This window comes from Flavobacterium sp. SM15 (assembly GCF_022012335.1).
Classification (GTDB): domain Bacteria; phylum Bacteroidota; class Bacteroidia; order Flavobacteriales; family Flavobacteriaceae; genus Flavobacterium.
In genome coordinates this window covers 1-13,646 of the sequence record NZ_JAKLTO010000006.1, presented here as the reverse complement: position 1 = coordinate 13,646, position 13,646 = coordinate 1, and the positions used below count along the sequence as shown (strand labels likewise).

General features: G+C 30.2%; 16 protein-coding genes. All 16 read left to right on the top strand.

Annotated elements, in window-relative coordinates:
- Window positions 1-467: 467 nt before the first annotated feature.
- Window positions 468-1,106, top strand: coding sequence for a hypothetical protein (locus LZZ90_RS10875; protein WP_237790724.1), 639 nt, complete (start codon window positions 468-470; stop codon window positions 1,104-1,106).
- A 688-nt stretch (window positions 1,107-1,794) separates the two neighbouring features.
- Window positions 1,795-2,607 (top strand): hypothetical protein, encoded by an 813-nt coding sequence (locus LZZ90_RS10870; protein ID WP_237790723.1) that lies wholly within the window; start codon window positions 1,795-1,797, stop codon window positions 2,605-2,607.
- A 196-nt stretch (window positions 2,608-2,803) separates the two neighbouring features.
- Complete coding sequence (locus LZZ90_RS10865; RefSeq protein WP_237790722.1) at window positions 2,804-3,292, top strand: transposase; 489 nt, start codon at window positions 2,804-2,806, stop codon at window positions 3,290-3,292.
- Between the two features lie 198 nt (window positions 3,293-3,490).
- Window positions 3,491-4,363, top strand: a complete 873-nt coding sequence (locus LZZ90_RS10860) for a DUF695 domain-containing protein (protein ID WP_237790721.1) — start codon at window positions 3,491-3,493, stop codon at window positions 4,361-4,363.
- A gap of 194 nt (window positions 4,364-4,557) precedes the next feature.
- On the top strand, window positions 4,558-4,965 hold the full coding sequence (locus LZZ90_RS10855) for a hypothetical protein (protein ID WP_237790720.1): 408 nt from the start codon (window positions 4,558-4,560) through the stop codon (window positions 4,963-4,965).
- A gap of 202 nt (window positions 4,966-5,167) precedes the next feature.
- Window positions 5,168-5,677: a hypothetical protein gene (locus LZZ90_RS10850; RefSeq protein ID WP_237790719.1), complete on the top strand. Its 510-nt coding sequence runs from the start codon at window positions 5,168-5,170 to the stop codon at window positions 5,675-5,677.
- Between the two features lie 203 nt (window positions 5,678-5,880).
- Window positions 5,881-6,387, top strand: a complete 507-nt coding sequence (locus tag LZZ90_RS10845) for a hypothetical protein (protein WP_237790718.1) — start codon at window positions 5,881-5,883, stop codon at window positions 6,385-6,387.
- A gap of 780 nt (window positions 6,388-7,167) precedes the next feature.
- Entirely contained in the window at window positions 7,168-7,542 is a 375-nt protein-coding gene (locus LZZ90_RS10840; protein ID WP_035679264.1) for a metalloregulator ArsR/SmtB family transcription factor, read from the top strand.
- A complete protein-coding gene (gene merTP, locus LZZ90_RS10835) occupies window positions 7,539-8,138 on the top strand; it encodes a mercuric transport protein MerTP (RefSeq protein WP_023580740.1) in 600 nt (199 codons plus the stop codon). Before LZZ90_RS10840 ends, merTP begins: the two co-directional genes overlap by 4 nt.
- A gap of 1 nt (window position 8,139) precedes the next feature.
- Complete coding sequence (locus LZZ90_RS10830) at window positions 8,140-8,346, top strand: GDCCVxC domain-containing (seleno)protein (RefSeq protein ID WP_069796431.1); 207 nt, start codon at window positions 8,140-8,142, stop codon at window positions 8,344-8,346.
- A gap of 182 nt (window positions 8,347-8,528) precedes the next feature.
- Window positions 8,529-9,029: a hypothetical protein gene (locus LZZ90_RS10825; protein WP_237790717.1), complete on the top strand. Its 501-nt coding sequence runs from the start codon at window positions 8,529-8,531 to the stop codon at window positions 9,027-9,029.
- An 847-nt stretch (window positions 9,030-9,876) separates the two neighbouring features.
- Entirely contained in the window at window positions 9,877-10,134 is a 258-nt protein-coding gene (locus LZZ90_RS10820) for a hypothetical protein (protein WP_237790716.1), read from the top strand.
- Complete coding sequence (locus tag LZZ90_RS10815; RefSeq protein WP_237790715.1) at window positions 10,131-10,628, top strand: hypothetical protein; 498 nt, start codon at window positions 10,131-10,133, stop codon at window positions 10,626-10,628. The genes LZZ90_RS10820 and LZZ90_RS10815 overlap by 4 nt, the downstream gene beginning before the upstream one ends.
- 691 nt (window positions 10,629-11,319) lie before the next feature.
- Window positions 11,320-11,682, top strand: coding sequence for a hypothetical protein (locus LZZ90_RS10810; RefSeq protein ID WP_237790714.1), 363 nt, complete (start codon window positions 11,320-11,322; stop codon window positions 11,680-11,682).
- 204 nt (window positions 11,683-11,886) lie between these two features.
- A complete protein-coding gene (locus tag LZZ90_RS10805) occupies window positions 11,887-12,723 on the top strand; it encodes a DUF4886 domain-containing protein (RefSeq protein WP_023575096.1) in 837 nt (278 codons plus the stop codon).
- A 194-nt stretch (window positions 12,724-12,917) separates the two neighbouring features.
- A complete protein-coding gene (locus LZZ90_RS10800) occupies window positions 12,918-13,463 on the top strand; it encodes a LemA family protein (protein ID WP_237790713.1) in 546 nt (181 codons plus the stop codon).
- Window positions 13,464-13,646 lie beyond the last annotated feature (183 nt).

Genomic DNA, 13,646 nt, shown 5'->3' with positions numbered 1-13,646 from the left:
AACTAAACTTTGGGTAAACATTTTTTAAAACTTTGTGGCAAATCTTTCGACAAAACTTTATAGCTAATTTTAAAAAACTTTGCGGTTAAAACTTCATCAATAATTTGAGTAATGTGATAACGTTTCTAAGTTATGGTTATGGTTTTTTAATGATAATTTCGGCTTTTATTTTTCCAAACTAAATCTATAAGTTTTCAAAACTTTACCTTAAAAATATTGTGTGTATTAAATTTTCTAAGGAAAATTTTAAGGTCTGAAATTCTTTGTGCAGGCTAGTTAGGCTTACACGTTCGTTTTCAAATTGAAGATCTGCACTGCCGCTAACAAGGGTTTGGCAAAATTGCTGGTTTATTCTTTAGCTCACGTTTTTTATTTCATAAAATGTGTATCTTTAGCTCAACAAATTGTCCCTAAAGCCGCAACTTCGCCAAGCCCCGGGACGTTGTGCGATATTTAAACAAAACTACATGAAAACAGTACTTTACATTTTATTTTTTCTATCATTTAATCTTAATGCACAAATTCAAAACGAATTTTATGTAGATGATGTTGAAAACATTGAATATTTAACCGTTAATTTTTGTGTAAATAATGAAGGAAAAACAGACAAAGTAACAATCATTCCTTCAAAAACAACATATAAAAATCAAGACATAATAAATCAAGTTGTTGAATACAGAAAAAGTATTGAATATTATCCAGATACTAACTTGAAAAACAATTGTTATGATTTCACATTCAATTTCGTTAATAGCAAATTACAAAATAGTCAATTAAATGAAAATGATATAAAACTAATCAGTAATTTCAAAAGTGGCAAATTCAAATATTCAGGCATAATTTTCCCAAATGCAACAATAACACGAACAAACGAATATCAAATTGAACAAAATGGCAATGAAGTTTTTAAATACAAAATAGAATGGACAAATCCCTATTCATATACAATAACATATCTTGAGGTAAACCAAAAAGAATATGAGTATTTAATTGGTGAAAAAATCAATGTGGAAATTATCAAAATAGTTAATCCAAAAAAATACATCTACAAAAGCAATTTGCTAGATAGAACAATAGTTACTGGAATAATTGAAAAGTTAGATTAATAATCATAAACATCGCACAACAGCGGTTTCATGAAATGGCAGGAGCCGGTTCATAATGGAACGAGCTGGAACCAAAAGTCTTTTACATTTTTTCATTATTTCCTTCAAACCTTTTCGGTATATTTGTAAACATCAGTAACAAAATCTCCGCCACTTCATGAAGCCGGCGGGACGTTAGCGGCAATGACCGTTGCGTGAAGAAAGAGACTCAAAAACTAAACTTTGGGTAAACATTTTTTAAAACTTTGTGGCAAATCTTTCGACAAAACTTTATAGCTAATTTTAAAAAACTTTGCGGTTAAAACTTCATCAATAATTTGAGTAATGTGATAACGTTTCTAAGTTATGGTTATGGTTTTTTAATGATAATTTCGGCTTTTATTTTTCCAAACTAAATCTATAAGTTTTCAAAACTTTACCTTAAAAATATTGTGTGTATTAAATTTTCTAAGGAAAATTTTAAGGTCTGAAATTCTTTGTGCAGGCTAGTTAGGCTTACACGTTCGTTTTCAAATTGAAGATCTGCACTGCCGCTAACAAGGGTTTGGCAAAATTGCTGGTTTATTCTTTAGCTCACGTTTTTTATTTCATAAAATGTGTATCTTTAGCTCAACAAATTGTCCCTAAAGCCGCAACTTCGCCAAGCCCCGGGACGTTAGCAGCAAATTATTTAGAAGACGGTGAATAAATGAAAAAATCCATTTTATTATTAATATTAATTTATACTCTACAAACTCATTCTCAAAATGAGTTAACTTTTAAGATAGAATATAAACCCGAACTGATTTATAATCAAACTTCTGAAGTATCATCAAAAAAAACAACTACATATTTAGGACCTCCGGAATATATTGAAAAACGAAAAAAAGAAGGAAAGGACAATCCAAAAATAAAATCAAATAATTCAATTATTAAATCTGTCCATAAAACTGGAAAATTAAATAATGGTGTTTTTTCGTTGACAATAAAATACGAAGGTTCTGGTCAAGGAATACCGAAAGATGGTGCTATAATTTATGGTGATGTAAAAAAAGGATCTCAACCAAAGTTTTTCTCTATTAATGCCGCAAATCTAGACGATAAAGCTAAAGTTGAATTACTTAAAAATCTTAAAATACAAATCAGTTATCTTCTTTTTTCCGAACATAAATTAAAAGTTGGTGAAACCTTTATTGAACAAAAGCCAGAAGAAATAATAACGGATCAATATACTTTTAATTTAAAGAACACATTTGAATTCACATTAGTAAAAATTGTCGATAACAAAGCTTTTTTTAATATTAATCAAAACTTTTCTTTTACGTCTTCAAATCCAGAAATAGAAAAAAATAAAACTACTGGAAATGGTACAGGCAAAATGATTTATGATATTGACAATAACTTTATGCTTTTATATGAAATGAAAACTGATACACAAATGGAAATTTATGATGAAAACCCAAGTAAAAGAATTTTAATGGAAGATTTCCAGAGAATCAGTTGCGAAATTATAAAAATATAATCTGCTGCTAACAGCGGTTTTATGAAATTGCTTTGTTCAGTTTTAATCGGCAATGGTCAGTGAATATTTTCTTTCTTCGAAATAAGTTTTCTCTTCTAATCTTTTCGGTATATTTGTGAGCAACAGTAATAAAATCCCGCAACTTCATAAAGCCGGCGGGACGTTACCTGCTATTTAACATGAAAACTGCGCAAAAATGAATAATCGATTTCTTTGCCCAAATTGCCACGTTGAAGAATATTATTTTGATGGTGAAATATTAAAATGCCCTAGGTGTAATCAAAATGATTTTGAATCTGCATTACATGATAGCGAAGGACATATTCATTATCAAAAACTTATAAAACTAAAACAACCTTTTTTTGAATTAGTTTATGGTAAAATTTATAGTTGTGATGTAGAATTTGATAATAAACTTGAGAAAATTAACATCATCCCAATTATTTCAGACAAAAAAACAAATAAAGTCTTTATAATGCTTGAAGATATTGGTAGTTTTCTAAATCATCAAGAAAATATAGAACCTATAATGACAAAAACATTTTCAGAACTTTGGAATCTAGAGATAAAAAACGAACTTTATCATGAATACGATTATCCAATAATAATTGCAGCAAGTGAAAAAGATAATTCAATTGTTAGTTATAATGGTTGGATTTTGAAAAATTTCATAAAAATTAATTGAAATAAACAGCAGGTAACAGCGGTTTTGAGCAAGCGAGGTTTCGGTGTTTAATGGAAAGAGCTGGAACTAAAAGTCTTTTCTTTTTTTAAAATATTTCTTTCAACCTTTTCAGTATATTTGTAAGCATCAGTAACAAAAATCCTCGCCAGCTCAAAGCCGGCGGGACGTTAACTGCAAGCTTACAACCTCGCGAATAGAATGAAATTATTAATTGGAATATTTATTTTGGGTGCAACAATATCTTTTAAATCTATGGGATTTTTTGACAAATTATTCGGGAAAACTAAAACTGAGAAAAGCGCTTCAAAAAACAATTTTAAACACGATGAGGAATGGGAATTCTATTTCAGTAATGTTAATGATAAATTAGCATCAATATCTTTAGATTTAGGATTGCGTAAAATTGCACCAATTAATAATAAATCAAATCTAGTTTGGGTCTTTGTAAAAATGAATAATCCTAGAGAAGATGGGTTATCATCACAAACTGAATTTGACAAACTTGTAGAAATAGAAGATAATCTCGTTCACGAAATTAGTAAAATTTACAATTCAATATTTGCTGGTCGTGTTACAACCGATGGAGATAGAGAATTTTATTTTTATTTGGACAATACTAAAAACTTAAAAGAAACGATTTCTAAAATAATGGAAAAGTTTCCAAATTATCAGTTTCAAGAAGGAACCAAACTTGATGAAAATTGGAGCCATTATTTTGACTTTTTGTATCCATTACCAGAACAGTTTCAAAAAATACAAAATAGAAAAGTTGTTGACCAATTGGAAAATGGTGGAGATAAATTAATTAAAGAGAGGGAAGTTAATCATTGGTTATATTTTAAAACTAAAAGTGATAGAATAAACTTTTTAGCCAAAATTAAAAATGAAAACTTCAATGTAGTCGAAGAAAGTTTTGACAAAACATTTGGAGAATTCCCCTACTCGCTTCAAATTAAAAGGATTAACAAGGTTGATCTAGATAGTGTAGATGAATATGTAATTTATCTTTGGAAAATTGCAAACCAATTTAACGGAGATTATGATGGTTGGGAAACATCAATTGAAAAATAAAAAGCCAGCAGTTAACAGCGGTTTCATGAAATTGCTTTGTTCAGTTTTAATCGGTAATGGTCAGTGAATAGTTTTCTTTCTTCGAAATAAGTTTCTCTTCTAATCTTTTCAATATATTTGTAAGCAACAGTAATAAAATTCCGCAACTTCATGAAGCCGGCGGGACGTTAGCAGAAATGTTGCAAAACTAAACTATGAAAAGACACTTAATCCTTTGTTTACTAATTCTTTTGTCTAATAAATTATTGGCTCAAAATGATTCAATTCCTAAAAAGGAAATCGTAGCACGTCAAAAATCTGAAACTATTTCTATTATAAATCTTATAGCAAATCCAGAAAAATATGATGGCAAACGTATAAGTATTAGTGGTTATATGGTTGTAGAATTTGAAGGAACTGCAATTTATTTATCTAGAGACGATTTTGATAATCGCATTTACAAAAATGGTATTTTTCTTTCTCTTAATACAGACTTAAATAATTTTAGAATATACCATAAAGAATTTGTGACCTTAGATGGAACATTTAGCATAAGAAAAGGCCACATGAGCCTATTTAGTGGAGAACTTTTAAATGTAAATTATATTAGAAAAAAAAGATAAATCACTTCTGCTAACAGCGGTTTCATGAAATTGGGGCTTGAGTAATAATGGATTGGTTAGGTTTTTAAAAGTCTTTGCTTTTTAAAAACTTTCTTTTATTCTTTTCGGTATATTTGTAAACATCAGTAACAAAAAATCCCCAACTTCATGAAGCCGGCGGGACGTTAGCCGTAACTTTGCCAAACTGAACTTAATCAGTATTATGAGAACAGTATTCAAAATATTTTTAATTGTTTTATCTATATTGATAATTTGGTCAGCTTATATTTTTTTTACTTTTCCAAACAAAGAAAAAATAGAGAATAGTCTAAAAGATAAATATTCTCAAAATGTAACTCCTGATAAAACCAATTATGATAGTTTAGTCAAAATTGACAAGAAAGAAAAAAGAACAATTTTATTGGGTAAAGCAAAAAGCGCAGAAATGCATAATAATTCATTCCCATTCACAACTCATAAATTTGATCAAATTGAAACCGAAAGAATATTAAAAATCATTAATGATTCATCAAGTTTTAATTGGGGAGAAATTGGAACTCCATACTATGACAAAATCATTATTTTTTTCGACAAAAATAAAAATGAAATTGGCTACGTGGATGTAAGCCTAGATGGTCAAATTAATGTTTTTCCAAATCTAGCGCTAACAAAATGGGGGTTACTAAGTGACAAAGGATTCAAAGACTTAGTAATTGCAATTAGAACTGAATAAAAGCTACGGCTAACAGCGGTTTCATGAAATGGCGGGGCAAGTTCATAATGGAACGAGCGGGAATCAAAAGTCTTTTCTATTTTTTAAATATTTCCTTCAAACCTTTTCGATATATTTGCAAACATCAGTAACAAAATTTCCGCCACTTCATGAAGCCGGCGGGACGTTAGCAGCAACCAAATTTACGAAGCTTAATATCAATAATGAAAGAAAACATTGGACATTTAATTACAATTGAATTTACAGATCGGAAAGAAACTATTTCTGGATTTATAATAGATTATTCCGAAAGATGGATTCTATTAAAACTTAATCCTTGTGATTTTTTAATTGATGGTTATTCAATTGTAAAAAATAAAAATATTAAATCGTTTATTCGTACTGAACGAGAAGAATTTGCTGAAAAAATAATTAGGCTTAAAGGCTTATTATCCAACTTTGAACATAAAATACCATTAGATAATTTATCTACAATTTTAGAGTATCTAACAACTAATTTTGGTGTTTTTCAAGTTGCAACCAAAAGAGAAAGCGCTTGCTATCTTGGAAAACTTGTAACTATAGATAATGAAGAATTAATAATTACATTTTTAAATACAAGGGGAAAATGGAGTGACGAAATTTCATTTAATCCAAAAAAAATTAGACTTATTGAATTTGATACCGATTATATTAATTCATTAAAATTAATTGGTGATTTAGAAAACTAAGATTGGCAGCTGCTAACAGCGGTTTTATGAAATGGCTAGCGCCAGTTAATAATGGAACGAGCTGGAACTAAAAGTCTTTTATTTTTTCAATATTTCCTTCAAACCTTTTCGGTATATTTGTAAACATCAGTAACAAAATTTCCGCCACTTCATAAAGCCGGCGGGACGTTATCCGTAATTGCGCCGGCGCAATATACACGCACATTTTGCAATTGCTCTGCCTGCTTTTTTATTATCAATTCTGTGTGAAAAATTTTCCTAAGTTTTCTAAATATAATATTCAAATTCTTTGAAATGTTATTCCAAACTTTGTCGAAATTCTTTATCTAAAAAACTAAATAAATCTTTGCGAAATTTTACAAACAAAACTTAAATAGTTCTTCAAATAAAAGTCAAATTAAAATCTAAAATGGTTGCCAAACTTTACGGAAAATTGGAATCGAAAATCTTTGCAAAACTTTGCGTGAAAAAATTGTGGTTACTTTGGGTTATAAACTTTGTGTCGTCGCAACTACGTATAACAGCGGTTTCATGAAATGGCTAAGTTTAGTTTTAATCGGCAATGGTAAGTGAATATTTTTCTTTCTTCGAAATAAGTTTTTTCTTCTAATCTTTTCGGTATATTTGTCTGCAACAGTAATAAAATTCCGCCACTTCATAAAGCCGGCGGGACGTTAGTGGCAAGGCTATGACGACACAACCCGACAGACAAATCGGGTTCTTTTTGATATTTTGTATTTTAGTAATTGCTTAAATAAACAAATTAACTATCTTTGCAATATGGACAACAATTCTTGCATACGACAACAAGCGGACATTAAACAAATAAATCGCTGTAAAAACCGAGTTTCAGAACTCAACGGCTCGTTTGACTATTTATCGAACGGACTTGAATTAGCGGGAAACAACGTAAGACTGAAAATTCTCTTTCTATTATATGAAGAAAAACGACTCTGTGTTTGTGATATGAGCGACATTCTTGGTATGACAATTTCGGCAATTTCACAACACTTGCGAAAACTCAAAGACCGAAAACTAATTGAAACCGAACGAGAAGCACAAACCATTTTTTACTCATTGACAAAAGAGTATGAAAAAATGCTGAAACCGTTTTTTAAAATACTTGACGAAAACAAAATTTTAGAAACATTATGAAAACAGACAAAAAACTAATCGGAGCAGGACTTTTAACAGCAATTGCAGCTTCATTGTGTTGTATTACTCCAGTCTTGGCTTTAGTAGCAGGAACAAGCGGACTTGCTTCTACTTTTTCTTGGCTCGAACCTTTCAGACCGTATTTTATCGGTTTGACAATTTTGGTTCTTGGTTTTGCTTGGTATCAAAAGTTGAAACCTAAAAAGCAAATTGACTGCAACTGTGAGACAGAAGAAAAACCAAAATTCATTCAGTCAAAAATGTTTTTAGGAATTGTAACAGCATTTGCAATCGTTATGCTTGCCTTTCCATACTATTCAAGCATTTTCTACCCAAAGAAAGAAAAGCAAATCAAAGTAGTGGACAAATCCAATATTCAAAAAGTAAAATTTACGATTAGCGGAATGACTTGTGCGAGTTGCGAAGAACACGTAAATCACGAAGTAAATAAATTGACAGGAATAATAAGTTCAAACGCTTCATATGAAAATGGAAATGCAATCATAGAATTTGACAACTCAAAAACAAATATTTCTGAAATCGAAAAAGCAATAAACTCAACAGGATATTCTGTAACCGACAAAAAAGAAAATTAAAATGGAAATCAAATTACAATCAACAATAACTTGCCCCAACTGCGGACATAAGAAAGAAGAAACAATGCCGACAGACGCTTGCCAATATTTTTACGAATGTGAAAAATGCAAACAAGTTCTAAAACCAAAACAAGGCGACTGCTGTGTTTATTGTAGCTACGGAAGTGTTGCTTGTCCACCAATTCAGCAGGACAAAAAATGTTGCTGACAGACGGAAAACAAAGAAGCCCAGCCACTAACAGCGGTTTGGCAAAAGTGGCGGTTCAGTGCTTCGTATGACAGTTTTTCGTAAATTTGAAGTGTGTGCTTCGTATGAACATTTGTGGTTAAATCGCCACCTTCGCCAAGCCGCAAACCGTTAGCAGCTATATTGGAAAAACGAAATCCTAAATGAAAATCAGAATTACTTTATCTTTATTTTTTTTAACATTACTCACTTCTTGTAATGTAAACAAAAGTGTAATTGGAAAATATCGTTCAAACTTTGCGCAATTAGGATTCTTTATAACAGAAATTAAATTAAACACTGACAATACATTTCACTATGAACAATCAGGTGATTTACAATATACTGAACTTGAAGGAAAGTATACAATCAAAAGCAACAAACTCTATTTACGCTTTAACAAATTAAAAGGTGAAACTGACGAAGACGCAATAAAAATTGTCGGGAAAGATACTATTGTAGATTTTGAAAAAGTTATGAATTCGCATTCTTATGAATTAAAAAAAGAGAATGAATTAGAATATCATTTAAAATACAAAATTTCAAAAGGTAAATTATTAGCATATCATATTCAAACCAATAAGCTTGTTAAAAAAGCGAAAACATATTCCGATAAAAGAAAGTATTACAAGAAAAAATACTTCTTAAAAAAAATTGAAGAATAAATACAGCTGCTAACAGCGGTTTTATAAAATGGCGGAGCCAGTGATTAATGGAACGATCAGGCTTTAAAGTCTTTGCTCCTATTTACTTTTTCTCTTTAAACTTTTCGGTTATATTTGTAAACATCAGTAACAAAGTCCGCCACTTTATAAAGCCGGCGGGACGTTAGCAGCAACCTTACGCCAACGAAACTAAAAAAAATCGTAACTTTTTTTAGCACTTTACTAATCATATTATTACGGCATCTACATCCATAGTAATGCAAAAAATATTGTCAATCTAAACTTATTAATTACTAATATCATAACATAAGAAGCAATTAAAAAATTCTTGACACTAATTCAGCTCAATACAAAGCAATTTCTAAAATCTAATTCTAAAAAAAGGTAACTAAACAAAACTCAGTCTAAATCGAACAAAGGGTTGGCGCAACCGAACAAGGCTTTGGCTCGACAAAATAAATCTTTGGCTCAAACCAACAAAGTCTTGACCTAAAGCAACAAAAAAAGGGTCAAAAGAAAATAATCAAAGTCGTAATTAAACAAATCTAGGGCTCAATTAAAACATTCTTTGCTCAAATAAATAACTTCAAAGTTTAAGGTAAAAGTAGTAACGAAAGAAATAAAAGGCAGCTGCTAACAGCGGTTTCATGAAATGGCTTAGTTCAGTTTTAATCGGTAATGGTAAGTGTTTGCATTTCTTTCTCCAAAATAAGTTTTCTCTTTTAATCTTTTCGGTATATTTGTCTGCAACAGTAATAAAATTCCGCCACTTCATGAAGCCGGCGGGACGTTAGCAGAAATTGTAAAAAAAGAAACGTAAATTTGTATTTTAACTAAATAAATAATTATGACTATAACTGAACTTGCAGATACTGCAGCAAAATACTTAAAAGGTTTTTTCCCAGATGCCGATAAAATTCAATTAGAAGAAATCGAAGTTACAGATGATAATCTTTATTGGAATATCACTTTGAGTTATGAAAGCAGTGACGTCCCTGAAACTAATAATATTTGGCTTGCTACAAGAACAAGAAAGTTCAAAATATTTAAGATAGACTCAAAAACAGGAGAAGTTAGATCTATGAAGATTAGAGATATGAGATGAAACAATTTGATCGTTTAATTTCAGAACTTAGAAATAAACCCATAACGTTAGATTGTAATGTATTTTTACTTTTAGTAATTGGTAGTATAGACAAAAAACATATAGGACTTTTTAAAAGAACTCAGATTTTCACAGAAGAAGATTATGATGCGCTTATTAAAGTTTTAAGTGGTAGTCAAATATTTATAACCCCAAATGTAGTTACTGAGGCAAGTAATCTTCTAGAATCTTATACTTATAATAGAGAAAAACTTGGATTAAGTTTACTCAAAGATGTTTGTATAAATATCCCAGAAGTTTATGAAAAATCTATAACGCTTACTAATAATAATGCATATTTAAAATTTGGGCTATCTGACAGTTCAATTGCAAACCTTTGTAATGGGGGAATTATTGCAATTACTGTAGATTTAGAACTTTATGGATATTTAATTAGTAAAAATTGTAAGGCCATAAATTTTAATCATGTAAGAAGTTTATATATCTTACAGTAACAACTTCTGCTAACAGCGGTTTTATGCTATGGCGGGGCTTGGGATTTTTTGGATTGGTCAGTGCTTGCATTTCTTCTTTAAAAAGAAGTTTTTTCTTTCCACTTTTCGGTATATTTGTAAACGTCAGTAATAAAAAATCCGCCACAGCATAAAGCCGGCGGGACGTTATAAGTTATTGCGCCGGCGCAATATACGCGAGCATTTTGCAATTGATTCGTCCGCTTTTTTATTATCAATTCTGTGTGAAAAATATTCCTAGCTTTTCTAAAATTTATTATTCAAAATCTTAAAAAGTTATTCCAAATTTTGTCGAAATTCTTTATCTAAAAACTAAATAAAACATTGCGAAATTTTACAAACTAAACTTGAATAATTCTTACAATCAGAACCTAAAATAATTACCAAACTTTACGGAAAATTGGAATCGAAAATCTTTGCAAAACTTTGCGTGAAAAAATTGTGGCTACTTTGGGTTAGCAACTTTGTGTCGTCGCAACAACATATAACAGCGGTTTCATGAAATTGCTTTGTTCAGTTTTAATCGGTAATGGTCAGTGAATAGTTTTCTTTCTTCGAAATAAGTTTCTCTTCTAATCTTTTCAATATATTTGTAAGCAACAGTAATAAAATTCCGCAACTTCATGAAGCCGGCGGGACGTTAACTGCCATTTTACCCAAAAAAAACGTAGTAATGCGAAAATCAATTTACTTTTTGTCTATAATATTTTTAGTTTTTTCAAATTGCGGAAAAGCAAGAATTGATTTAGTTTCTAAAAATTCAGGGGTAAATCTACCTGAGAAATATGATATCGTAAAAAATGAAACTAAGGATTTAGGAGGTCCAGATTTTGAAATTAATGTGGTTCTACAATTTGATAAGGAAAACTTTAATTATATCATCAAGCAAACCGATTCTTTGGCTAAAGTCAATTCAAATTGGAAAAAAAGTGATCAAAGTGCTGATTATATAAATCGTTCAAACGAATCTGAACCTGAAGAAATCAAAATTGATCTGAATAAAAGAACATTGTATTTTAATCTAGTTCATTTATAATTAACAAAAACGGCAGTTAACAGCGGTTTTATGAAATGGCGGGGCTTGGTGATTTTTTGGAATGGTTAGTGTTTGCACTTTCTGTATTAAACTGCACTTTTTTCTTTCAACTTTTCGGTATATTTGTTGGCAACAGTAATAAAAAATCCGCCACTTCATAAAGCCGGCGGGACGTTGGCAGTAATTTGAGAAAAATCGTGATTTATGAAAAACATTCTACTAATTTTAATAACACTACAAATCATTAGCTGTAATTCGCAACAAAAAGATACAGCGGAAAAAATAAATGTGTTATTTATTGGAAATAGCTTGACATATTTCTACGATATGCCGCAGACAGTCCAAAAAATGCTTAATGAAACAGATCCAAATATAAAAATTGAACAAAGCACGTTTCCTGGAATGTCATTAACTGGTCATTTATCTGACATAATAACATCAAGAACAGAAAATGGAATTAGCACAAGAAAAAAAGAAGAGGGAGAAAAAACAGAAACAGAAATCAAGATTGCTGAGAAACAATGGGATATTGTCATTTTACAAACTGGAACTATAAGTGTTTTAATCACCGAAAATCGTGAACTAAAAACGAATAAGGCAATTTCAGATATTAAGAAATTGGTTTCTAATCCCAACTGTAGATTTATACTTTTCAATACTTGGCCATTAAAAAACGAATATCCCAAACAATATTGCTATCCAGCAAGTCAAATTGACAAATCAATAAAAAAGGACAAATGTTGCTCACCTGTTCTTGAAAGTTTAGAACAAGAGGTTAAGATAATTAATGAGGCTTATGATTTGGTTGCCAAAGAAAATGACCTCATAAAATCGGATAACGGAAATAAATTTTATGAAGTACGGACAAAATATCCTGAAATTGAACTTTACGAAGACGATAGCCATCCGAATAAGTATGGTGCTTTTTTAAATGCCTGTATTTTTTACCAAATGCTGTCTAATAAAAAAGTATCTAATTTAAAATACAACGGAGAAATTGAACCTAAAACAGCTAAATTACTTAAAAAAATTGCAGAATAAAAACTACTGCCAACAGCGGTTTTAAGAAATTGGGGTTTGGGTGTTTAATGGAACGAGCTTTTTGTATATTTGACTTCAGTCCTAAAATGGAATGATTTGGGAGCAAAAATCCCCAACTTCTTAAAGCCGGCGGGACGTTAGCAGTAATTGTGTCCAAAACGAAAATGTAATTCAAATAACATCAATTCCAAAGTATGAGAATATTAAAAGGTTGTTTAGTAACAATATTATTATTCATAATAATTTGCCTAATTGGGTTCAGCCTTTATAAAAGTAGCGTTATTTCGCATTTAGAAAGTTCAAGTAAAAACGTTGAAAATAACTGGGATAAATATATTGGAATTATAAATCAACGAAATAAAAGTTTATTTGAAAAGAATATTAAAAGTGACAGTTTACTCTATTTTCTTAAAAGTTCTCAAAAATCAAACAAAATAAAATTTTCAAGAGAATTTGAATATTTTGAGTATAAAATTAACGAAAACTTGATGTCTCAAAAAATTTCTAATGAGTTTAGTGAAGCATTAAATTTAAGTATTAGCAATTACAATCACTCAGTGAGAGAGTATAATACTTACAGAGGAATTTTCCCAAATTTTATAATTGCAAAAAGAGCAAAATATCCAAAATTCTTTCATTATTTCGATATAATTAAATATGGCATTGAAAATCAAAACCCAATAGAAAAAAGAAAGAAAGTTGATGATTGGATAAAAAATGGTGAAGAATTTCCTAAATAACAACTACTGCTAACAGCGGTTTCATGAAATTGGGGGCTGAGTGATAATGGAATGGTCAGACTTTAAAAGTCTTTTTCTTTTTTCAATATTTCTTTCAAACCTTTTCGGTATATTTGCTAACATCAGTAACAAAAGTCCCCAACTTCATAAAGCCGGCGGGACGTTAGGCGCCATTTTGACTGA